General features: G+C 39.6%; 18 protein-coding genes and 1 riboswitch. Of the genes, 12 read left to right on the top strand and 6 right to left on the bottom strand.

The features are described 5' to 3' along the window. Window positions 1-84 precede the first annotated feature (84 nt). The 3 genes from ACFI34_RS07340 (at window position 85) to ACFI34_RS07330 (ending at window position 2,479) form a co-directional block, all read left to right on the top strand. Entirely contained in the window at window positions 85-636 is a 552-nt protein-coding gene (locus ACFI34_RS07340; protein ID WP_462672980.1) for a glutathione peroxidase, read from the top strand. Between the two features lie 95 nt (window positions 637-731). Continuing rightward, window positions 732-1,718 carry a 2-hydroxyacid dehydrogenase gene (locus ACFI34_RS07335; protein WP_462672979.1) on the top strand — a complete coding sequence of 329 codons (987 nt, stop codon included), beginning with the start codon at window positions 732-734 and terminating at the stop codon, window positions 1,716-1,718. Window positions 1,719-1,804: 86 nt separating this feature from the next. Next, window positions 1,805-2,479: an NYN domain-containing protein gene (locus ACFI34_RS07330; RefSeq protein ID WP_462672978.1), complete on the top strand. Its 675-nt coding sequence runs from the start codon at window positions 1,805-1,807 to the stop codon at window positions 2,477-2,479. Window positions 2,480-2,483: 4 nt separating this feature from the next. Here ACFI34_RS07330 and ACFI34_RS07325 read toward each other — a convergent pair whose 3' ends face one another. Then, entirely contained in the window at window positions 2,484-3,806 is a 1,323-nt protein-coding gene (locus ACFI34_RS07325; RefSeq protein WP_462672977.1) for a sodium-dependent transporter, read from the bottom strand. A gap of 140 nt (window positions 3,807-3,946) precedes the next feature. On the opposite strand from ACFI34_RS07325, the gene ACFI34_RS07320 reads away from it, so the two are divergent. After that, window positions 3,947-4,696 carry a 4'-phosphopantetheinyl transferase family protein gene (locus ACFI34_RS07320; protein ID WP_462672976.1) on the top strand — a complete coding sequence of 250 codons (750 nt, stop codon included), beginning with the start codon at window positions 3,947-3,949 and terminating at the stop codon, window positions 4,694-4,696. On the opposite strand, the gene lysC is transcribed toward ACFI34_RS07320, so the two are convergent. Together lysC and nhaD are read right to left on the bottom strand one after the other, a co-directional pair. Then, window positions 4,693-6,072, bottom strand: a complete 1,380-nt coding sequence (lysC, locus tag ACFI34_RS07315; protein ID WP_462672975.1) for a lysine-sensitive aspartokinase 3 — start codon at window positions 6,070-6,072, stop codon at window positions 4,693-4,695. The two genes, ACFI34_RS07320 and lysC, sit on opposite strands and share 4 nt — an antisense overlap. Before the next feature lie 75 nt (window positions 6,073-6,147). Continuing rightward, window positions 6,148-6,320, bottom strand: a riboswitch (Lysine riboswitch). A gap of 110 nt (window positions 6,321-6,430) precedes the next feature. Next, window positions 6,431-7,678: a sodium:proton antiporter NhaD gene (gene nhaD / locus ACFI34_RS07310; protein WP_462672974.1), complete on the bottom strand. Its 1,248-nt coding sequence runs from the start codon at window positions 7,676-7,678 to the stop codon at window positions 6,431-6,433. Window positions 7,679-7,897: 219 nt separating this feature from the next. Here nhaD and ACFI34_RS07305 point away from each other — a divergent pair, with 219 nt between their 5' ends. The 5 genes from ACFI34_RS07305 to ACFI34_RS07285 all read left to right on the top strand — a co-directional run bounded on the left by ACFI34_RS07305 (window position 7,898) and on the right by ACFI34_RS07285 (window position 14,060). Next, entirely contained in the window at window positions 7,898-9,184 is a 1,287-nt protein-coding gene (locus tag ACFI34_RS07305) for a hypothetical protein (RefSeq protein ID WP_462672973.1), read from the top strand. Between the two features lie 5 nt (window positions 9,185-9,189). Further along, window positions 9,190-9,738 carry a condensin complex protein MksE gene (locus ACFI34_RS07300; protein WP_462672972.1) on the top strand — a complete coding sequence of 183 codons (549 nt, stop codon included), beginning with the start codon at window positions 9,190-9,192 and terminating at the stop codon, window positions 9,736-9,738. Continuing rightward, on the top strand, window positions 9,735-12,509 hold the full coding sequence (locus tag ACFI34_RS07295) for an AAA family ATPase (protein ID WP_462672971.1): 2,775 nt from the start codon (window positions 9,735-9,737) through the stop codon (window positions 12,507-12,509). The genes ACFI34_RS07300 and ACFI34_RS07295 overlap by 4 nt, the downstream gene beginning before the upstream one ends. 136 nt (window positions 12,510-12,645) lie before the next feature. Further along, entirely contained in the window at window positions 12,646-13,197 is a 552-nt protein-coding gene (locus ACFI34_RS07290) for a DUF4136 domain-containing protein (RefSeq protein ID WP_219421843.1), read from the top strand. A 65-nt stretch (window positions 13,198-13,262) separates the two neighbouring features. Next, complete coding sequence (locus ACFI34_RS07285) at window positions 13,263-14,060, top strand: hypothetical protein (protein ID WP_010556296.1); 798 nt, start codon at window positions 13,263-13,265, stop codon at window positions 14,058-14,060. Window positions 14,061-14,080: 20 nt separating this feature from the next. Here ACFI34_RS07285 and ACFI34_RS07280 read toward each other — a convergent pair whose 3' ends face one another. Then, entirely contained in the window at window positions 14,081-14,572 is a 492-nt protein-coding gene (locus ACFI34_RS07280; protein WP_462672970.1) for a peptide-methionine (S)-S-oxide reductase, read from the bottom strand. A gap of 191 nt (window positions 14,573-14,763) precedes the next feature. Here ACFI34_RS07280 and ACFI34_RS07275 point away from each other — a divergent pair, with 191 nt between their 5' ends. Continuing rightward, entirely contained in the window at window positions 14,764-16,620 is a 1,857-nt protein-coding gene (locus ACFI34_RS07275; protein ID WP_462672969.1) for a TonB-dependent receptor plug domain-containing protein, read from the top strand. Between the two features lie 117 nt (window positions 16,621-16,737). Here the strand turns inward: ACFI34_RS07275 and ACFI34_RS07270 are convergent, their stop codons facing one another. Together ACFI34_RS07270 and ACFI34_RS07265 are read right to left on the bottom strand one after the other, a co-directional pair. Further along, window positions 16,738-17,211, bottom strand: coding sequence for a hypothetical protein (locus ACFI34_RS07270; RefSeq protein ID WP_462672968.1), 474 nt, complete (start codon window positions 17,209-17,211; stop codon window positions 16,738-16,740). A gap of 338 nt (window positions 17,212-17,549) precedes the next feature. After that, on the bottom strand, window positions 17,550-17,813 hold the full coding sequence (locus ACFI34_RS07265) for a YkgJ family cysteine cluster protein (protein WP_462672967.1): 264 nt from the start codon (window positions 17,811-17,813) through the stop codon (window positions 17,550-17,552). Between the two features lie 168 nt (window positions 17,814-17,981). On the opposite strand from ACFI34_RS07265, the gene ACFI34_RS07260 reads away from it, so the two are divergent. After that, entirely contained in the window at window positions 17,982-19,163 is a 1,182-nt protein-coding gene (locus ACFI34_RS07260) for an efflux RND transporter periplasmic adaptor subunit (RefSeq protein ID WP_462672966.1), read from the top strand. After that, complete coding sequence (locus ACFI34_RS07255; protein WP_462672965.1) at window positions 19,160-22,309, top strand: efflux RND transporter permease subunit; 3,150 nt, start codon at window positions 19,160-19,162, stop codon at window positions 22,307-22,309. Before ACFI34_RS07260 ends, ACFI34_RS07255 begins: the two co-directional genes overlap by 4 nt. Window positions 22,310-22,367 lie beyond the last annotated feature (58 nt).

Here is a 22,367-nt window from a genome sequence, read left to right as displayed (position 1 = left end):
TCTCGATTATGTCAACCGGCCAACAAAAAAGCGAATGAAAGTCTTTATAAAATTTCCACCAATTGGAAATTAAGTAGGTAACCAATGGATAGTATTTATCAGTTTAATGCACCACTTTATAACAGTGAGAATTTTTCTTTAAGCGAGTTAAAAGGCAAAACCGTACTCATTGTCAATACAGCCAGTAAATGTAGTTTTTCAATGCAATTAAATGCTCTCGAAAAGCTGTACCAAGAATACAAGCATCGTGGCTTTACGGTACTTGCATTCCCATGTAACCAGTTTGGGCAAAACGAGCCACTTGATAATTTGGCTATCAGAGATTTTTACCAAATGCAGTTTGGTGTTTCGTTTAAAGTATTTGGTAAAGTTATGGTCAATGGCCCAGACGCTCACCCTTTATTTAGCTATTTAAAATGCCATACCCGTGGTATTTCACAAAACCGTGCAGTGAAATGGAATTTCACAAAATTTTTAATTAACTCACAGGGGCAATTAGTCGCACGCTATGCACCGCGTACTAAACCTGAAACACTTAAACAGGTTATCGAAACACACCTACAGAAAACCGTTGAATCAAGTGACATAAAAGCAACACCCATTATGTCTGCTTTAAATAGGCGCACAGCGCTGTAAATAAAAAGTAATCGCTACTTGAGCACATGGCAGTAACGTAGTTTAATTTAAACAGGTTAACTATTTTAAACGCACCAAATTGTTGGAGCCACACCATGAACATTGCTTTTTTTAGCGCGCAAAAGTACGAAAAACCTTTTTTTGATCAGAGTATTGCAACTAATAATAACTTAGCAATAACCTATTTTGAGCAATCGCTTAACGAGCAAACTGCGGTGTTAGCAAGCAATTACAATGCAGTGTGTGTATTTGTAAACGATACAGTTAATGCTCAAGTTATAAAGATATTAGCAGCTCAAGGTGTAAATACTATATTACTGCGCTGTGCCGGTTTTAATAATGTTGATTTAGATGCGGCAAAAGCACATAACATTCATGTTTTGCGTGTACCAGCATACAGTCCAGAAGCCGTAGCTGAGCATTGTATTGCGCTTATGCTTACACTGAGCCGAAAAACACATAAAGCCTACAACCGCGTGCGCGAAGACAACTTTGATCTAAACGGGTTACTTGGCTTTAACTTGCACAACAAAACAGTGGGCATTATTGGGTGCGGAAAAATTGGCTTAGCACTGTGTAATATACTCAATGGATTTGGCGCAAACGTTTTAGTGTCCGACCCAAATGCAATACCGGGTAACTACTCCATTACCGACCTAAACACGTTACTTACCCAAAGCGATATTATTTCGCTGCATTGCCCACTAAACGAGCAAACCCATCATTTAATCGATGAACATGCTTTCGCTAATATGAAGCCCGGCGTTATGCTTATCAACACCTCACGTGGTGCATTACTCGACAGCAAAGCCTGCATACAAGCACTTAAAACACAAAAACTAGGTTACTTAGGACTAGATGTATACGAGCAAGAATCCGAACTGTTTTTTAAAAACCACAGCGACGAAATAAACCAAGACGATATATTTTCTCGTTTAGTTGGTTTTAAAAATGTTCTGATCACCGGGCATCAAGGCTTTTTTACTCAAGAAGCGCTCACCGAAATAGCAAACACCACCATTACAAATGCTCTTGAAGTTGAACAGAGTAAACCGCTTACTAACTCCATTTTTAAAAATTAACATTTATAGCCATTTACACTTGCCAAAATATGCATTGCAGTGGTATCAATTAGCTATATTTAATGGCTTTTTTAGCAGGTGTTTAAATGGAAAAAACAGCGTTATTCATAGATGCAGAAAATATAAGCCATAAATATATAGAGCAAATAATCGCTAAGTTTGAACATATTGAGGTCAAAAAAGCATATGGCAACTTTGGGGCTGTACAACTAAAGCCTTGGGTTAATATATGTTCGCGCTTTGCTATAGAAATGGTGTACCAAGAAAAACTTGTAAAATCGAAAAGTAATGCTGCCGATATTGCGTTAACTGTCGGGGTTATGGAGTCATTGTATGTCTCGCCGATTGACACTTTTGCAATAGCTTCATCTGACTCTGACTTTGCTGCGCTAGTGCACTTTTTAAGACGAAATGGTAAAAAAGTAATAGGGTTTGGTAATAATACAGCGAGCGCTAAACACTATTTTGATGATTTTTATATTTTAGGTAAACAAAACACCATACCTAAAGTAAAAAATAAAAGTATTACCTCTGTTGATACCTACCATTTAGCACTGGTGAAAGAAGCCGTTGAGAACACACAACATGCAAAAACTGGACTCTCTGAAACAGTGGATGTGGGTACCTATCTTCATCGAATATTCAACATTACAAAAAAGCAGCTAGGCGTAAATAAGCTATATCAATATTTTAAATATCACGATCAGCATTTTAAAATGCAAAAAGCCCCCGACGGAGGCTTTTTAGTCTCGTTGCATTAAGTTATTAACCAAACGCGACGTTTGCAAACACCAAGGTCATTAAAATTGGGCATACAAAACGAATATACTGGGCAAACCAAAAATGCGCGCCGGTGCTGGCTTGGTGTAACTTATTACCTCGTTTGAACATCCAGCCAACCGTTATAAAATAAAATAACCCCATTAATGGGAGTTGGTACTGAGTAAACACCATAATAACTAAACCAAATAACCAATCGAAGTTTACTATAATTGCACTCGCACATATTAAAACCACTAAGCTTACCAACCACGTGGCTTTAGTGCGGTTTACATTGTGGTTTTCAACTAAAAACGCAACCGGAATTTCAGTAGACGAAATAGTCGAGGTCACAGACGCTATCGACATCAATACAAAAAACAATAAACCAACCAGTAACCCTATTTCTCCCATGGTATTAAATAGCTCAGGTAAAATGGCAAATATAAGCTGTCCTTCACCTATTAATTTACCGCCACTAAATACCTCAACACCATTATGCTGTGCAACATAAATAGCCGGAATAATGAGTAAACCAGCTAAAAATGCAACGCTCGTATCAAGTAATGCAACACTTGCCGTTAGTTTTGGTAAATTGGCATCAGGCTGTAAATACGAGCCGTAAATCATCATACAACCCACCCCTAACGACAACGAAAAGAACGCTTGTCCCATAGCGGCAATAATTAAATTTGGATCGAGTATTTGGCTAAAGTTAGGCATTAAATACGCTACAAAGCCTTCGCTTGCGCCATCCAAAGTGGCTATATAAGCAATTAGCGCAACAAGTAACACCAATAGCATAGGCATAAGTCGGCGCGACCAGGTTTCAATACCCGATTTAACCCCTTTTAAAATAATGCAGGCCGTTAAAATAAGCATTAATGGTGTAAATACAAAATTACGGGCTTGCGAGTCACTGTGTAAAAACTCACTCACACTGTGCAAACCAACAAACGTTGTAACTGGCTCAATTGCGTACGACAGCATCCAGCCTGCCACAATTGAATAAAAGCTCAACATAACCACTGCACCCGCAAGGCCAATATAGCCCGCAGCTGCGCCTATTTTACGGTTGCTATCTTGCCATGCGTTACCCAGCGCTTTTACCGGGTTTGCTTGTGCGTTATGGCCTAAATAAAGCTCGGTATATAGCGCCGGTAACGCCAATAAAAAGATAACCAGAAAATAGACGAGTAAAAATGCTCCACCGCCATGATTAGCAGCTTGTGTAGGAAATCCCCAAATATTACCCAAACCCACTGCCGCGCCAGCAGCGGCTAAAACAAAACCAAGTCGGCTTTGAAACCCATCACGCATTTGTGCCATACATCTACAAATCTGTTATTATTTTGATTGTTGTGAATTAAACCATATTTAATGCCAGCTGAGTAATAAAATTGTATTCAGCCTTTGTTTGTCGCGTTAACTGCTCACAATAACAACGACTTTTTACTTTTTGAGCTGATATGACCGCACATTTTTTTAATAACGCCTTAACCATAACGCCAACAGATTTTGCCAATTTACCTAAAGGCAAAAGTACCGTTTTGTTGTTCAACGCTAATACTCTTAATTTGGCTGATTACAACTTGGCGAGCTTACTCAGCGAATTTGAATTAAATGTTATTAACCGCCGTAAAAACCAAATAGCTAAAAAAGAATATGTAGCAAGCCGTTTACTTTTAAAATTGCTTGTAAAATCCACCCACCCTGAATTTGCAAATGTGGCGCTAAACACAATTACTACAAACTTTAACCACACTACGGCTAAGTTAGAGTTACATATTAACGATTGCGTTATTAATACGTGCATATCGCATTCTCATGGTTTTGTAGGGGTTGCTTTAAATTTAGAAAGCGAGGCGTTTGGCTTCGACCTTGAAAAAATAAGCTTAACGCGCCCGTTTGAAAAACTAGCCAAGCATTTTTACCACACAGACGAAGTGACATTAATTACGTCTCAACCTAATACGCAAAGCCAGGCCAACACCTTTTTTAGAATATGGACATTGAAAGAATCATTAGCTAAAGCAACTAGCCGCCCTATTGCGAAATTACTTAGTCCCAATGTGTTTACCGAACTTGCGGTAGCAAACCTTGCTTCAAGCAGCCAAGTTGTTAGCACGCAAACAGAAGCTTTTGATTTAACCTTAGTTCATAAAAAAAGCACCGACTGGCGATGCTTTTTATTAACCGATAAGTCGCTTACTAGTTAAGCCTCTAATAACCGGCTATGGATTGCCTGAACCACATTATCAGATTCACTTTGCTCGACTAAAAAGCATAGGTTGTGCTTACTTGCACCATGACAAATTAAGCGAATATTAAAGTCACTTAATACCTGCATTAAGTTCATTTCGTGTTGGCGAAGTTGAATTTCTGAACCAATAAGTGCCACGAGTGTTAAATTATTTTCAACCGATACATGGCAAAATTCAGCAAGCTTATCTAAACACGCTTGGTCGAGCTCTGGGCGCGACGCGTTAGGCGCATTATCAAGCGTTATTGCGACACTAATTTCAGACGTAGTTACCAAATCAACCGATATATTAAACTCGCTTAAAATAGTAAATACACGGGCTAAAAAGCCGCTAGCCAATAACATTTCAGGGCTTTTAAGGGTAAGCAAAATTTGATTTTTACGCTGGGTTACCGCGCGAATTCCTGGCTGCTGCGATTTTTCACGCTCTATCCACGTACCACCGCGTTCAGGCTCGCGGCTTGAACCAACAAACACATTAATATGACTTCGGCTAGCGGGTAAAATAGTAGCTGGATGCAATACCTTTGCACCAAAGGTAGCCATTTCAGCGGCTTCATCAAAGCTTAAACGAGCAATGGGCGATGCCTTTACACATAATCGCGGATCGGTACTAAAAATACCCACAACATCAGTCCAAATATGTACGCTTTTGGCGTTTATTGCCTCAGCAAGTAAAGCGGCACTGTAGTCAGACCCACCACGGCCAAGCGTTGTTGTTTGTCCAAATTCGTCACTGCCAACAAAACCTTGGGTTACAATAACTTGTTCATCTAGTAGTGGAATTAAATATTCTTTTGCAGCTTGTGCTGTTGCGCTTACATTTGGCGTTGCTTTTCCAAACTGACTATCTGTTTTAAGGACTTGGCGTACATCAAAGCGATCGGCATTTAATCCTTTTAAACGCAGCACTTGCGCAAATAAATACGACGATAAACGCTCACCAAAGCTCAACAGTTCATCGTGTTGTTGTGCAGTAGTCAGTTGTTGCTGAGCGAGTGCTTGAAATGCCTTTAATGTTTCGTTAAAGCCTACGGCTAAATCGGCATCAAGTGATAATTCATCTAAAATGGCGTGTTGAATAGCAAGTACACCGTCAATATTTTCTTGGCGTTGTTCGCTAGTAATATCACTTTTACACAGTGCAACCAAATGATTAGTTACGCCGGCACTGGCGCTCACAGCAACAATACGAACACTTTTGTCGGCAACAATAATTTCGCTACAACGACTCATCGCATCAAAGTTAGCCACACTGGTTCCACCAAACTTGGCAACGATGTAATCTGATTTAACGCCCGATACTGTTTGCGGCACTGATTGGGTAGTCATTTAGTCTCCTTTTGCGGTATCCAAACCGCGATAAAACAAGAAGAACTTGGCAAGTGAATGCTTGAAGGTAAATCCACTGCCAGAAGCTCTCCACCTAGATTGGTGACAGTTTTGAGGATTCAGCCCCATAAACCGAAAAACAACATCGACGTAACGTTGGTTTTCTCGGCGAGTACTTCCCTCTTTAATGGTTATGGGCGTTCGTCACCTACCATTAAATACCTAAGTATCGCACCTCTTCTGAATGTTGTATTAACCAATGGCTAATAAAACAAAACCCCACTATAAAGTGGGGTTTGAAAGTTAACGTTTAGCCGTCTAGCTGTCAAGCGTTTTAATTCGGTTAGTTAAGCAAAACTTAAACAAATCCGCCCATGTAATACGCGCCCACATAGCCAACGGTATAACTTACTAACAAATACAGCGATAAGCGTAAGTAACTCATAAAAGTTAGCTCTTTTACTTTACTCATGGCAATAATACCCGCAGCCGATCCAATAATAAGCATTGACCCGCCAACACCGGTTGCATAAGTAAACGACAACCAATCTTGCTGACTCATCACTATATTAGCTTTTAGTAAAGCAGCGGTAAGCGGCACGTTATCTACCCCAGCCGATAAAATACCCATTAAGTAGTTAGCATATTGTGGCGCCATAACGGTGTATAGATCGGTAAACTTACTTAGCATGCCTATCTCTTTTAATGCGCCTACCAATAATAAAACCCCAACGAAAAACAGTAAGGTGTCGTATTCTATGTCGCGTACGTAGTCGATAATATTTTTGTTTATGTCTTTTTTACGCATTAAAAATTGCGCCACTAAAAACATAATTGATAAACCACATAAGAAAGTTAATAAAGGCGGTACACTGTAAATAACACTCAACGCGAGTATGCTGATAACTGTAGATACAAAAATAACTGCAATGGTGATATCGGTTTTTTCTATGCGTTTTTTCCCTGACTTAGAAAAGGTCACTTCCCCTTTCATGCCAACACTTAACATTGCAGCTAACAACATAACACTGATAAATGCAGGTGTAATAAGCAGTAATAAGTTAGCAATGGTTACTTTTCCATCTAAAAATATCATTAAGGTGGTAACGTCACCGGTAATTAACGACACACCGCCGGAGTTAACACCAAATACAATGAGCGTGGCATATTTTATGAGTTTTTTAGGCGGCAGTTTTAACGACATAACCACAGCGAGCGATATTAACGTGGCTGTTACGTTGTCTGAAACCGACGAAAACAAAAACGCAAATACCCCAACCAAAAACATCAGCTTGCGTTCGCTAATACTTGTTGGCATCACTCTGTGTACAATATTTTCGATAAACCCCTTTGAGTTTAAATAAGCAACAAAGGTCATGGCAGCCATTAAAAACAACCACAGCGATGCTATCTCTAAAATATTTTCGTTAAGGAGTTCTTGCACTTGCTCTGGGCTTTGCCCATGCAGGGGGAAAATAAACAGGAGGATCCAGCAAAGCGTGCCAAAAAAAAGAGTGGTTTTAGCTTTATTTACATGGATGATATCTTCTATAACGATCAATATGAATCCGATCGCTATCAGGGTTAGAATAATCGTGGAAACCATGGGTATTAAATAACCTTTGATATTGTTTTAAAGAACACACGTAAAGTCCCTCTCAACGTGCCTATTTTCGGCGCGAATGTTAGCACTGCGGCTGTGCAAAAACTATTATTAAATAGTCTTAAAAACGAATACTATATACAGGCTAGATTAATTAGAATACGTAATAATGAGACGCTTCTAAATTCTCAATAATAAATTACTAGGATGTTGTAACACCTTATGATCCCAGCTAAAAAGCGACTAAATACCCTTAGCGAACATTGGGGGGTTTTAGAGTTATTATTTAAACGTTTTAAAATGGCCGACTTTAGCCTAAAAGACGTGCAAAATGCCATAAAACAAAAACAGCCTATGTGGTCGAACGAGCGCATATACAAAGAATCCAATCGCTTGCTCAATCAAGATATTTTAATTCCACTCGCTAAATCGTCGCAGCTTGAAATTAACCGTGCCATTGCTGACTTTGCTACTTTTTTACTGCAAGAAGAGCACTTAGGTTTAGCGCAAGAAATTAGCGTATTAGTTGATGATTTAGCCCGCTTAGGTAATAAATTAGATAACGCAGGAAACGTTGAAGACTTTGACGATTTACGCCGCTACAGCCGCATTATGGATGATCGGGTACGTAAAATAATGAAGCTTTTTTCACACAACGAAAACGCCATATTAAATATAGTAGAGCAAGCTAAATCCGACCATGGCGTGCAATCGCTGCAAAAACGCTACAAGGCAGTAATCGAAGCATTTGACGAATACATAGAGCCGATGCTTGAAATGGTCGATATTAGGGGCGATTTTCATGCCTGCTTTACAATAATAGAGCAGCAAATTAGTAAGCAAATAGAATACATTGAGCGCTCAGGTAAAGCATATACCGACAAACGCATGCTAGAGCAATTACGAACTCGCATACTCGAAATGCACCTAATAGGGCGTGAAAGCTTACGTAAAAGCGCCGATATGCTCATGCCACTGCGCGAAGAGCTGCGCCGTAATAACTTAGTTACCCGTCAAGCAGCAAAAGTGCTCGGCCTTGTACGTAAAAATGGCGTAGACAATATGCTAAGTGCTGTACAGCCAAACTTTGTAACCGACTCTCAGCGCTATTCGCTTGGCCAGCAGCGCCATATAGTTGCCTATATGGCAAGTTTGGTTGAATTTGAACACGAAGAATACCAGCTCCCAGAGCAACAAGACGTACCGGCTTTTATAACGCCTAATATACCTGACTACAACGATGTAAAAACAAGCTTTGCAAAACGCTTTAATAAAAAACGTAAAAAACCACAGCCGCTGCTGCAATTTTTAGATGAGAGCTATCCCGAGCTAGACGCCGACGAAATGCTATTTTTATATCAAAAACTAATCAGTGATAGCGACATTGAAATTAGCCAAAGCGATAAAAAAGCCCGAGTTAAAATTGCCGGCCAGCACTTTTCACTTTACCCATTTAATTCTCAGGCATCAGATTCAGCAACTCAGCCAAATACTGAGGCAGATAAGTAATTACCATGACACATATAAACCTAGAAGAACTCACTCACCTGCAAGCAATCAATAAAAAATTAACTGCGGGTTACCACATTTGCGAACAAGACAACGTAATGTGGCAAGAGCTTGACCAGCACATTGAATCTTACAGTGCACTATTTACCGCATTAGGTCATGACCTAAAACACGATAGCCGTGGCTTTTACTATTTTGCTAGCGACGAAAGTACGCCAAACATGGGGAAAATATCCCGTGCTGTTGCGCTTACTATTTACATTTTAATTGAGCACTACGCTAACACGGGTAAAGACCCAATGCGCGCCCTGTTTGATGAAGTAAACGATTTAGAACTGATGCAAACACTAGTGCAAATTAACAAGCACTTGTTTGATCAGCTGGAGATATTTTCGGGCTCAGATTTACGAAAAGACGTATACCTGCGCATGGTGCGCTTAGGTTTGGCCCGTGAAGTAGAAGGCGGCTTTATGCTACAAGCGCCAATTCACCGCTACATTGATGCATTAATGGAAGTAAACGAAGAAACCTACATTACGGAGGATGAGGAATGAAAAACTTATACGGACTGAGTAAACTCGCCCTACTTAATACCGCAGGTTATGCAAAATGTGTGATCCCGCTTGATAAAAGCAGCTCTATTTGTGCGCCAAACAATACCGGTAAAAGCTCTGTTATTAACGCCCTGCAATTTCCGCTTATCAACGATTTACGCCTTACAGAATGGGACGGGCACGATTTAGATGAAACCCGTAAGTTTTATTTTTCATCAGATCAGTCGTACATTTTACTAGAAGCTAACCTCCCTCATGGCTCGGTTGTTATTGGTGTAGCAGGACTTGGTAAAATAGCCGGTTACGCGCATCAGTACTTTTGTTATCAGGGCAAACTTGATTTAGCGCAATACACACAAGGTAATACCATAATTAAGTTTACTAAGCTGTTTAATCATTTAAAGTCGCTTAATTACAACCCTATTGAGCTAAAAGCACAAGAGCTAAACGCCCTACTTACCGGCGGCGCAACACCCTTTGACGGCGACATAAACTTAAAAATGATCCCGCTTAATAATGTGCAAGACTCTGCCATTTATAAAGAAATTTTTAGGCGTATTCTTAACTTACACAAATTAGGCGCAAGCGATGTTAAACGCTTTATGCTGCGTGTGTTTGAGCGACATATGTCAAACTCTAAGGTCGACTTTTACGAAGTATGGCGTCGCTCGTTTGATAAAGTAAACCGAGCTAAACGCGAATTAAAAGCGCTTGAGTCAATGCAAGAGCCAATAAGCGCACTTGAATCAATGCTTGAAAACCAAACCGTACTTAAAGGTAAGTTAGCAGCCTACGCACCTAAAATTGACCAAGCATTAATAGACTTTGATACCTATCAAGAAGATCAATTAAATGAGCTAGGTGTTGCACTTGAAGACATAGAACACGAAAAACACGAGTTTGAACAAAAGCAAAGCCTATACCTTCAGCAATCGCGCGATATAGAACGCAAACAAACTCAAATTGAACAATGGTTTTTAGATTACAGCGCCCTTAAAAGCGAGTTTGAGCTGGTAAATAAAGCCACAATTAAAACTAGTCTTAGCCAGCTTAAGTACGATTACGAGTCGCTTTCGCACTCTATAACCAGCGCACAAGGGCAAAGCCTACACACGCTTGATTACCGCATTAGCGAAACGCAAAAACAAATTAAAAGCTTAAAACTACAGCTTAAAAACCTTGAGTTTAATTTGTTCACCCGTATGCGCGAAGACCTATCGCTTAAAGAAGTAGAAGAGGTATCACGCATTTTAAACCCCGACCTCCTCTCGTTTGCCACCACCAGTAATGGCGATATAACCATTGATGATGAAGACGCCTTTGGGGAGTTTTTATCGTTATTAAGTGAAAACGTTAAAGGCGGTGTGCTAACGCTTCCAGGTGCAAGTATTAAACTTAAAAAACTTTCGCCAGTGCAAATGCAGAGCGGCGAAAACAAAGAACAATTAACCGCGCAGTTGAGTGCACTTGAACACGCATTAAAAGAGTTTAAACAACAGCGCGAAGTGGCTGCCAATGTAGCCGATAAACAAAAAGAAAAAGACGCACTTTACGATGAGCTAATGAGCCTTGAGAGCGCCCTAAAACGCTTAGAGCAATTTGAGGTAATGCAGCAGTCGGTTGAAGCGCAAGCCATGCTAAAAGAGCAATTATTAGCAGAGCGCGAACAAGTCGACGACTACCTGCAAGACATTCAAAAAAATAGCGGATCAATTGCAGACAGACGTTCGTTAATTAAATCGAAACAAGAGCAAATTAATCGCCAAACCGAGCGCCTACGCCAAGTTAAAAGCGAGCGAATTGATCACATACTCGATTTATACAGCGGTAAAGTAACCCCGTACATGATTGATATAACAGTCGACTTTGATAACTTAAGCGATTTAGTACATCACTTTAATAAAGACTGCCAAGAGCTGCGCAACTTTGACATAAACGTGCGTAATACCTATTTGCATGTGTATAACGCAGGCATTACTAAGTTCGACAACGAAAACGACGAATTTACTAAGTACCAAAAGTTAATTAGCGCATTTCATAACCTTGATAACGAACGCGATGCGGTTGAGCGCCAAGGCCGCGTAGCCCTGACCGAAGTAGCTGCCACGATTAAGGGCTTGCGAGAAGATTTAGACCGCCTTCGCCGCGAAATGAATAGCTTTAATAAAGGCATAAGCCAGCACCGTATTTCTAACCTTCAAGCGTTTAAAATTAACGTAATACCACGCAAAATGCTGGTTGATAGTATTGATACCATTATCAGCACGTCGCATCAGTTTGAGCAAGGCGACACCCTTGATTTACTGAGCCAAGAACCTTACAGCGAAAGCGCGGTAAACGAAGCAAAAGATCACTTAATAAAACTTGCCTCAGATAAAGCAGGCCTTACATTAACTGACTTGTTCGATATTCGTTTTGAAGTGGTAAACCGCGCTGGCGAAACCGAACACTTTGAAAAAATAGACTCAGCCGGCTCAAACGGAACACGTATAACCATTAAGTTATTATGTGGCATGTTGTTTATTCGTTACTTATTAAGCGATCAGGAACAAAACCTTTACCGTATACCTATTTATATTGATGAAGCGGCCGATATCGATCCGCAAAACCAAAAAGCAATTATAGAAACGGCACTGAGCTTTGGCTTTGTGCCAATATTTGCCTCAGTTAAGCCGCAAATAAGTTGTGACTACATTGTGCCGATTCGTTCGGTAAAAGATGGCGCACAAAACTGGGTAGATGAAAAAGATTGGATAGAAGTAGAACATTAACTTTTTTGAATGACGAATTAACATTAATTAGTCATTCATATTCATCACACTAAACTAATTTTTAGGACCTTTTAATAATATACATTTAAATGATGTGTGTTATTTTAAGGTAACGCATTTTATTGGAGCAAACGTAATGAAAAATATACTTATTGTTGCAGCACTAGCACTACTTACTGCCTGTACACATACCCCTGATTGGGATTACGATAGATCTGCTAACTTTAGTAATTTTAAAACATTTGCGTGGGTAGAAAACGCGAGCCTAACTAAAGACACCACAAATTATCAAATTAATGGCTTAATGGAAAAACGTGTACGTACTGCGGTAAATAATGAGCTTACAAACACGCTTGGTATGACACTAGTAGACCCAGCTCAAGCTGACGTACTAGTTAACTACCATGCATCGGTAGATAAAGAATTAGAAGTAGATACGTTTAACACGGGCTACAGTAACCGTTGGGGTTACTGGGGTACTGGTTTTCAACGTGATACAACAGCGCGTGAATACGAAGTGGGTACATTGGTTATAGATATTGTAGACAGCGCATCTAATCAGTTAATTTGGCGCGGTGCTAAAGAAGGTCGTTTAAAGAAAAAACAATCGCCAGAGCAACGCGAAGCGTCAATTAAAAAAACAGTCGCAAATATTTTAAGTAACTTCCCGCCGCAAAAGCAGCAGTAAGTTTAAAGTTAGTTTTTAAAAAGCTCACAGAATGTGAGCTTTTTTGTTAACAAAGGACTCATACCTTGGCATTTTTAAAGTACTTTACAGTCACTCTACTCGCTTTTTTTGCTGCGCTCCCCGCACATGCGGAAAATTTAAAATTAACTCCGGGTTTGTGGCAAGGCATTTACAAAAATAATTTTGAATACAATGTACTGGAAATAAAAGAAAACGGAGAACACCGTTTAATCATTGCAAATATCGCCAGTGCATTTCATAGAAATAAATCAATTGCGTTTAATAATAACGATATTAAATGCAGTCGCCTTAATTGCACTATTACACTTATTAGCCCTAATAAAGAACATCTGCAATTTACATTAATTTTAAGCCGTTTTTTAGATAATTCATTTGAGGTATTAGAAATTTATTCTAATGCAGAAGATAATTTTGTCATGTCAAAAACTTACCGGTTGGAAAAACAAGAACGGCAATCTACCGTTCATACATTTATAGATAAATACCGCTCTAAAATAGATAAGTTAGCAACAATAGAAAAGTCAGGCTTATATGGTTTTTGGATAGGATTATTAAATTTAGACGGCAATCAGAAACTCGCAAGTATTGAATTTCATCCCAATAAAGAGTCATATTTCAATTATTTTATAAGTGATGGCATAGTCAGTACCACGTTTATGCCACAAGATATTAAAGAAAAAGACAACGTACTGGAAATCACGACCAGCAATCCACTCTTCGCAAATAAACTAATTATTCATAAAGACAACCGAGAACTCAAAGGCTATATGTATTCAAACCACAAAGGTACAACACTTCAAACTGGCTCATTTAAATTGTATCGCTTTGAAAGGCCTGAGTGACCTATAATCCAAGTATAATTCTATGACAATTTATACTTATACAATAAATTTAATGGTATATGGCAATAATCATCGGGGTGGTTAGTTAACCGGTCTTGATGCTCTGGATCGCTTGGCACGTAATTGGTTAACTGCTCTACCTTTACTGCAATCTTATCGGCATCGCTGCGCTTATTTATATAATTGCGTGCAACATTTAAATGGTTTTGGCTTTTGCTGTAAATGCCCGTACGGTATTTAGGGCCTTCATCTGCCCCTTGCTTATTAATACTATAGGGGTCAATAATTTCAAAAAAATAGTCAAACAGTTGATTGAGTGAAACAACACTTGAGTCAAACGTTACTTTCACACACTCGGCATAGCCATCGTATTCTCCTTGCGTGGTATTACTTGCACCGTTAGCACGCCCTGCTTGGGTTGTTATAACGCCGGGTAAATGCTTCATAAACTCTTGCACGCCCCATAAGCAGCCACCGGCAAAATAAAGTGTATTGTGTTGCTGAACTGTCATTGTTTATCTAACTCAATAAAGTTAATTAAAAATACATGTGTATTGTAACGCGTTAATTATACAAATGATTATCAAATGCAGATTTTTATAATTACTGTACAATAGCGCACAAAATCGCACTGACTAAATTAAGCTAGTCCACTCGCTTTATATAGTTTTTATAAGTGCCCTAACACATTATGAGATACACCATGAATCGCACTGAGCATTTTATATTTTCTGCACTGCTGTGCAGCGTTACAACTTTTACTTATGCGCAAGCTACAAGCAACACCGCAACAGCAATAGAACAAATAACCGTTGAGGCATCGGCCACGGCAAATAAACTACCTGTTGGCACCTTTGACTCCCCCGTTTCTAATTTAGAATACGACCCACGCGTTGATTTACAGTCACGTAATATGGCAGAAGCGCAAGCTGATGTAACAATTCGTGGCGGTATTTTCGAAAACACAGGGTTTAGAGTCGGCAGTGCGACCCTACTCGACCCTCAAACAGGTCATTATGTTGCGGAGCTTCCTATTGCACCGCAAATGCTAACGGGTCCCTACATTTTAACCGGAGCCGACAATGCCTTAAACGGTATAAATAGCTCAGTGGGATCGATTTCGTTTGGTTTTAAACCTATAACAACTGGCGGCAATGTCTCTGTTGGTACAGGTACAAACAACTTTAACTTACACAGTATTTACGCAGGAATAAGCACAAAAATTGATGATGCTAAAAATTGGCAACTGGGCTTTGAGGGCGAATATTCTCATTCACAAAGTGACGGTTCAATAGAAAACGGCGATCACGATTTTAACCGCGCCTCTGCGCGCATACAGTTAATAGGTGCGGATTCGCAAACCGATGTAATGTATGGCTCACAAGACAAGTTTTTTGGCTGGCCAAACATGTACACTCCATTTGGCGTAAACGAAACAGAAGAACTAGAAACCCGTTTACTCATGCTTAACCACCAGCAAAATTACGCAGATAATAGCCATTTTGAGGTGTCGGCCTATTACAGAAAACACGACGATCATTATATATTTTCTCGTGAGAATCCAAGCGCCTTTGAAGCCTTTCATGAAACTAAAGTAAAATCGATTGCAATATCAGGAAGCCATGCACAAAACACCGCGTTTGCAGTAAATTATTCAGCGCAGTACATTGAAGATGAAATAGAGTCGACCACCCTTGAGAATAATTTTACCTCACGCACTTATTACAAACTGAGCGTATTACCTGAGTATAAAATCGACCTTAAACAAAACCAGCTATTAACACTTCGCCTTGGTGCAGCTTTTGACGACACAAATCGAGATGACTCTGAGTTATCGCTCATTGGCGATATTTCACTAAACACTCAAAACAGTGATGGCTCAGAACAAACACTTTACGTATCCTACGCACAAGCAAGCCAAGTTGCAGGCTACACCGCTATTGGTGGCAGTGAGCAAGGCGGGTTATTTAGAAGTAATTACAATCTTGAGCGCGAAACGACTAAAAACCTAGAGCTTGGTTATTTAATGCAAGAACAAACCTGGCAACTTAATTCAGCAGTTTTCTACCGTGAGGATAACAATCTAACCGATTGGACTTTTAGTTTTGACTCTACCTCTGCCCGCTTTGCTAATCCGGTTGACATAGACGCTACAGGTGTTGAGTTTTTTGCGACTAAGTACTTTGATACAACCGAGCTCATTGCAAGCTACACTTACTTAAATAAGTCAGAAAACTATGGTGATGCAGATATCGACGCCAGTTTTTACGCGTTAAACTTTCCAGATCACCGTGTTACATTAGGTGCAATTTGGACACCAAACGACCTAATAGAAATGAGGATTGATAACGAGTGGCGTAAACAGCACGAAAACGCACTGCGCAGTAGCAAAGACACCGCATTATTTACGCAAGTGTCGCTAAAAATTACGCCAACCGTTATTAATAATTTATTTATTACGTTAGCTGCAGACAATGTGTGGGATGAATCGTTTGAAGAAATACCCGGCACACCCGGGCGCGGTGAGCAATATACCTTAAGTGCAACGTATAGCTGGTAATAAAAAATAGCCACTCTGGTTAGTTTACTCATGAGTGGCTTATAAATGATTTACTGACTTCGAATATTAATTAACTTGATCTCTGATATAGAAATTTACTATTGAAAGCTTCATTAATTATATTGAACTTGTCCGACACTGCCTTCTGCGTAGGCTTTCATCAACTTGTAAGGGGCGCTCTAATGTTTCTGTTTTGACGTCTGACACAACAACCCCTGTATTTACCTCTTGAATCCATAGTGTAATATTATTTTCATTTATTTCTCTATTTAGCATATAACTAATTTCAGGTTTTAAATCGACGTTAAAGTTAACAAAAGCTTCTTTTTCACTATTTAAAAAATCTTCGTGAAGCACGCGTGCCTTAACCCATAAATTTTGTTTGCCACTAGGGTATTGTTTAGGCTCCGCCCACCCAACTGGCTTTTTATGAAAACACATTAAATGTACATACTCTAAATTGGGCCCAATGTCTCTTTTAAAATTTTCAAACCTAAAATGATCTTCTTTAATTTCAGTAGTAATAGGTAAACTTGAACAACCTAATAAAGATACACCTAAAGCAAAAGCTATAGTTAAATTTCTCATCATTATTTTCCTTTTATAGGTAATTTATTCTTTAATTCAATCTAAACTACTTAAAAGATTGATCCTCGACTTATTGAGTAAAGTCACTTTCTTCAATTACCCATATTAGTAACCAATATTATTTTTTACAACATGAATTGGTATAATTAAAAAGCAACTTGTTTATTTTTGATTTTAATAAAGCCACATAATTTAATATCAAACCTCAGATTAGTTTACTTAAGCAGAGTAAATAAATAATTAAACTACGTTAATTTTTAAAGCTTCTTTACACAATGTTTATGAGCAAATTTTGAAGTCCATGGCTTTAAATGTAAATATATGTGTATTAACTCCGTAAGCTAGGTTAATTGTTCAAGCTCCGTGATAAGCGCTAGAGCCTCTGCATTAGTTGACCCACACACATCAACTGTGGCAGTAAAATCACTGCATACTTTTGGTCGAGACTCATCACCAAATAACTTACATAAATTGTTCTCATCTAGCTGAATACAACGTTCTCCGGCCTTTTTTCCATTTGGCATACCCGGTATTGGCGAGCTAATACTTGGCGCAATACAGCATGCACCGCAGCCTAATCGACACGTCATTGGCTCTGTTTTCATAACACCCTCAGTTTAAATTAACCACATATTTAACAGTATCGACTCATTTTTAGAGCCAAATATTTATTTGTAATACACATATGTAATGCTTTGTTACATCTTCAAACGCCTTGTAAACACTTTATTGCGTATTATTGCCCTATCACCACTTTTATGAAGGAATGCCTTGTGGCTACTAAAAAACAAATTGTTCTTCCAATCGCAGTTTTAGCTGCCGGAATTGCACTGGCAATTGGCTTTTCAAATATGAAAACGCCGCCTGAAGAAAAACCAGAGCAAGATACTCGCCCACTGGTTGCTGCACAAACAGTCAACATTGACGCAATAACACTCGACGTAAAATCGTACGGGGTTGTAAAACCTAAAGACCGTACCGAGCTAATTGCACAAGTCAGTGGCCAAGTTATTTCCGTAGCCGATGAATTTGTTGAAGGTGCATTTGTAAAACAAGGCGACATATTAGCACGAATTGATCCAAATGATTACGAAGCCGACCTTATTGAAGCGCAAGCAGGCCTTGCTCAAGCAAGCTCAGCCCTTGAAATAGAACGCGCCCAAGCACATGTAGCAAAAGCTGAATGGGAACGTATTAAATCAGACTCAAGTGACTCTATTGCTTCAGAGCTTTATTTACGTAAACCACAATTAGCCGAAAAGCTAGCGCGTTACCGCTCTGCTCAAGCCAGTGTTAAACGTGCAAAGCGTAACCTTGAACGCACTTATATAAAAGCTCCATACGACGCTATTATTAATGCACGTACAATAAGCTTAGGCTCTGTAGTAAATCCGGGCAGTAGCTTTGGCGCATTAAGTTCAACATTGATTGCAGAAGTGCGTTTACCTGTAGCCGATAGCGAAATGCAATATCTAGCCAATGGAGGCATTGGTGCTACTGTTACCCTTAATGCTGAATTTGCTGGCAAGCAAACGTCATGGCAAGCCGAAGTTGTGCGTAGCGAAGGCGTAATAGATCAAGTAAGCCGTATGAGTTATTTAGTTGCGCAACTGCCCACACCATACGCAGATAACACTAAACCACTACGTTTTGGTTCATACATTAATGCAACCATTGAGGGCAGATCCCTCGATAACGCAATTATTGTCCCGCATCACCTTGTTAAAGATAAACAAATTGCCATTTTAAACGCGAACAATACCTTAAGCTTTAAAACACTTAATATTATACGTGAACAAGATGGCATGGTAATAGCCGATCAAGGATTACAACTAGGCGAACAGTTGATTACCTCAGCACTAGAATACCCAAGCGAAGGAATGGCTGTTAAAACAGATGAAGATGACAAACAAGGTGAAGTAACACAGCTTGCGCTTAAAGAGGACACTTTATGAGCACCTCTGAAAAGGGCTTAATTGCCTGGTTTGCTCGCAACCCTGTTGCAGCAAATTTAATCATGATTTTTATTCTGGTTGGCGGTTTACTAACAGCCTTAACAATTCGTAAGCAAGCATTTCCGCAATTTGAAAGTAACTGGGTAAGTGTTCAAGCCGTTTACCCTGGCGCCGCGCCACAAGAGGTTGAAGAAGGCATTACAATAAAAATTGAAGAAAACCTAGAAGGATTAGAGGGCATTAAACGCTTTATAACCTACTCTAATCGCGGCTACGCACAAGCATGGATTGAAATTGAAGAAAAATACGACCTTCAAGAAGCTTTAGACGAGATAAAAGCCCAAGTAGATTCTATTAACTCGTTTCCAGCAGGTATGGAAAGGCCAATTATTCAGCGCGATAAGTTTCAACAAGAAGTGATGTTTATTGCGCTATATGGGGATATGACTTATGCCCAACTAAAAGAACTAGGTACCGATTTAGAAGATGAATTACTCGCTTTACCTGGCGTTAATTTAGTTAGTTTTTTTAGCGGCTTAAATTATGAAATAGGCATTGAGATTAGCCCCGACAAACTGCGTGAATACGGCCTTACTTTTAGAGATGTATCAAACGCTGTAAGAAACTTTTCAACTAATATGTCGGCTGGCCAAATCCGTTCAGATAACGGGTATATTTCTATGCGTGTTGAAAAACAAGCTTATAAAGGCAATGAGTTTGAGCAGCTGCCTTTAATTACCCTCGCTGATGGCGCACAAATATATTTAGGCGATGTAGCCACCATTAACGATGGTTTTGAAGAAGGCTTATTATATTCAAAATACAATGGTAAAAATTCGTTAATGTTTGATATTGCAGCATCTAAAGATCAAGACATTACCGACGTTGCCAAAGTACTTAAAAATTACATGGCCGAAAAAGAATCTAAATTACCACAAGGCGTAAAACTAACCCCTATGGTTGATTTAACCTACTACCTGCAAGGTCGTCTCGATATGATGATCGATAACATGGTATGGGGTGGTGTTTTAGTTATGCTGGTATTGGCATTATTTTTACCGCTTAGATTAGCATTTTGGGTAATGATGGGTTTACCGGTTTCTTTTTTGGGTGCCTTTTTGTTCATGCCAATCGGCTTTTTAGACATCACCATAAACATGGTGTCGCTGTTTGCCTTTATTATTGTACTCGGTATTGTGGTGGACGATGCAATTGTTGTGGGCGAATCGGCCAGTGCCGAAATAGAAAAACACGGCCACTCACTCGATAACGTAATCCGTGGTGTTAAACGTGTTGCAATGCCCGCTACATTTGGCGTACTCACCACCATTGCTGCTTTTTTACCGCAAGCTATGGCATCAGGGCCCGGCGCAGCATTTTCTAAAGCGATTGGTGTTGTTATTATCCTGTGTTTGATTTTTTCGTTAATTGAATCAAAACTTATTTTACCGGCTCATATTGCCGCAATGAACCCACGTAAACCTAATCCTAAAAACCCATTGCACAAGGTGCGTATGGTTGTTGATAAAGGCCTTAAATCGTTTGTTCAAAATTACTACACACCGTTTATAGGGCACTGTATTCATTATCGCTATACCGTAATTATTGGGTTTATATGTATTTTAATTATGAGCGCAGGCATGTTTGCAGGCGGTTTAGTTAAATTTGTACCAAACCCTAAAATACAACATGACTTTCCGCGTGTGGTAGTAGAAATGAATCTTGAATCATCAGAGCAAGCAACACTTGAAACAGCTAAAAAAATTGAAGCGGTACTTCTTAGTGTAGATGAAGAGCTTGAAGCACAATACGGTCAAAAAATGATACGTGACCTTTCGGTAAGCCTTCGTGGCCGTACCACTGCGCAATTAATGGCTGTGCTTATTGAGCCTGATAAACGCCCTATCGATACCTTCACACTAAGCTCATTATGGCGTGAAAAAATGCCACCACTGCCGGGCGTTAAAACGCTAACTATTGAAGACAACTTATTTGGCGGCGGACGAGATGACGGCGATGTAAGTTTTAGACTGCAAGGTAAAGATACCGACAAACTAAAAGAAGTTGCCGCGTTATTAAAAACTAAATTACAAAGCATGGAAGGCGTAGGCGATGTTAACGACTCACTACAAAGCGCTACGGATGAAGTACAACTTGATTTAAAACCACTTGCATACAGTATGGGATTAACCCTTGCAGATGTGGCATCGCAAGTTAGCTTTAGTTACTACGGTTTAGAAGCACAACGTATTTTACGTGAAGGCGAAGAGATCAGAGTGATGATCCGCTACCCTGAAAACGAACGTAACTCTATTAGTAACATACACAGCACACGTATTATCACGCCAACAGGTGTTGAAGTGCCGTTAAGTGAAGTTGCACAAATCAACATTGTAGATGGTGTAAACAGAATCCGCCGTGAAAACGCAAACAGAACAGTTAATGTATGGGCAGCCATTAATACTGATAAAGTTGAACCTTTTGCCATTGTAAAAGAAATCACTGACGAGTATTTACCAACCCTTTTACAAAATTACCCAGGTGTTACCAGTAATGTCGCTGGTCGAGTGCAAGAGGAAATGGAAAGCGCTGATGAGCAATTACGTGATTTTGCAATTTCACTAATGATTATATTTGCATTATTAGCCATTCCGCTTCGCTCATACTCACAACCATTGATCATTATGTCGGTTATTCCATTTGGTGTGGTCGGTGCAATGTTTGGGCATATGGTATTAGGAATGACCATGAGCGGTCTTTCAATGTTTGGCATCATTGCAGTAGCCGGTATTGTAGTTAACGACTCTCTCGTTATGGTTGATTTTGTAAATAAAGCGCGTGCTGAAGGTGTACCTATAAAAGAAGCGGTTATGCAAGCGGGAGCTCGTCGTTTTAGAGCTATATTGCTAACCTCAGTGACCACCTTTATTGGCGTGTTACCTATTATTATGGAAACGAGTTTACAGGCACAAATTGTAATACCTATGGCAGTATCACTCGCCTTTGGTGTGCTATTTGCCACCGTCATTACGCTTATTCTTATACCGTGTCAGTATGTCGCACTTGAAGATACAAAACGAATGATTCGTAAGTGGCGTGGTAAACACCCTATTGTCGATGGCCAACCAACAACGACCAATAGCTAATTAAGTAAAACCCCAACCAAAAAAGCTCGGCAACATGCCGAGCTTTTTATTTATAGTT

It is taken from the genome of Pseudoalteromonas sp. PSi26, assembly GCF_054960575.1.
This window is presented reverse-complemented; position numbering and strand designations above follow the sequence as displayed.

What these genes read in the sequence shown, in the direction of transcription:
- ACFI34_RS07340 (WP_462672980.1), top strand. Translation starts at nt 85, where the DNA reads ATGGATAGTATTTATCAGTTTAATGCACCACTTTATAACAGTGAGAAT.
- ACFI34_RS07335 (WP_462672979.1), top strand. Translation starts at nt 732, where the DNA reads ATGAACATTGCTTTTTTTAGCGCGCAAAAGTACGAAAAACCTTTTTTT.
- ACFI34_RS07330 (WP_462672978.1), top strand. Translation starts at nt 1,805, where the DNA reads ATGGAAAAAACAGCGTTATTCATAGATGCAGAAAATATAAGCCATAAA.
- ACFI34_RS07325 (WP_462672977.1), bottom strand. Translation starts at nt 3,806, where the DNA reads ATGGCACAAATGCGTGATGGGTTTCAAAGCCGACTTGGTTTTGTTTTA.
- ACFI34_RS07320 (WP_462672976.1), top strand. Translation starts at nt 3,947, where the DNA reads ATGACCGCACATTTTTTTAATAACGCCTTAACCATAACGCCAACAGAT.
- lysC (WP_462672975.1), bottom strand. Translation starts at nt 6,072, where the DNA reads ATGACTACCCAATCAGTGCCGCAAACAGTATCGGGCGTTAAATCAGAT.
- nhaD (WP_462672974.1), bottom strand. Translation starts at nt 7,678, where the DNA reads ATGGTTTCCACGATTATTCTAACCCTGATAGCGATCGGATTCATATTG.
- ACFI34_RS07305 (WP_462672973.1), top strand. Translation starts at nt 7,898, where the DNA reads ATGATCCCAGCTAAAAAGCGACTAAATACCCTTAGCGAACATTGGGGG.
- ACFI34_RS07300 (WP_462672972.1), top strand. Translation starts at nt 9,190, where the DNA reads ATGACACATATAAACCTAGAAGAACTCACTCACCTGCAAGCAATCAAT.
- ACFI34_RS07295 (WP_462672971.1), top strand. Translation starts at nt 9,735, where the DNA reads ATGAAAAACTTATACGGACTGAGTAAACTCGCCCTACTTAATACCGCA.
- ACFI34_RS07290 (WP_219421843.1), top strand. Translation starts at nt 12,646, where the DNA reads ATGAAAAATATACTTATTGTTGCAGCACTAGCACTACTTACTGCCTGT.
- ACFI34_RS07280 (WP_462672970.1), bottom strand. Translation starts at nt 14,572, where the DNA reads ATGACAGTTCAGCAACACAATACACTTTATTTTGCCGGTGGCTGCTTA.
- ACFI34_RS07275 (WP_462672969.1), top strand. Translation starts at nt 14,764, where the DNA reads ATGAATCGCACTGAGCATTTTATATTTTCTGCACTGCTGTGCAGCGTT.
- ACFI34_RS07270 (WP_462672968.1), bottom strand. Translation starts at nt 17,211, where the DNA reads ATGATGAGAAATTTAACTATAGCTTTTGCTTTAGGTGTATCTTTATTA.
- ACFI34_RS07265 (WP_462672967.1), bottom strand. Translation starts at nt 17,813, where the DNA reads ATGAAAACAGAGCCAATGACGTGTCGATTAGGCTGCGGTGCATGCTGT.
- ACFI34_RS07255 (WP_462672965.1), top strand. Translation starts at nt 19,160, where the DNA reads ATGAGCACCTCTGAAAAGGGCTTAATTGCCTGGTTTGCTCGCAACCCT.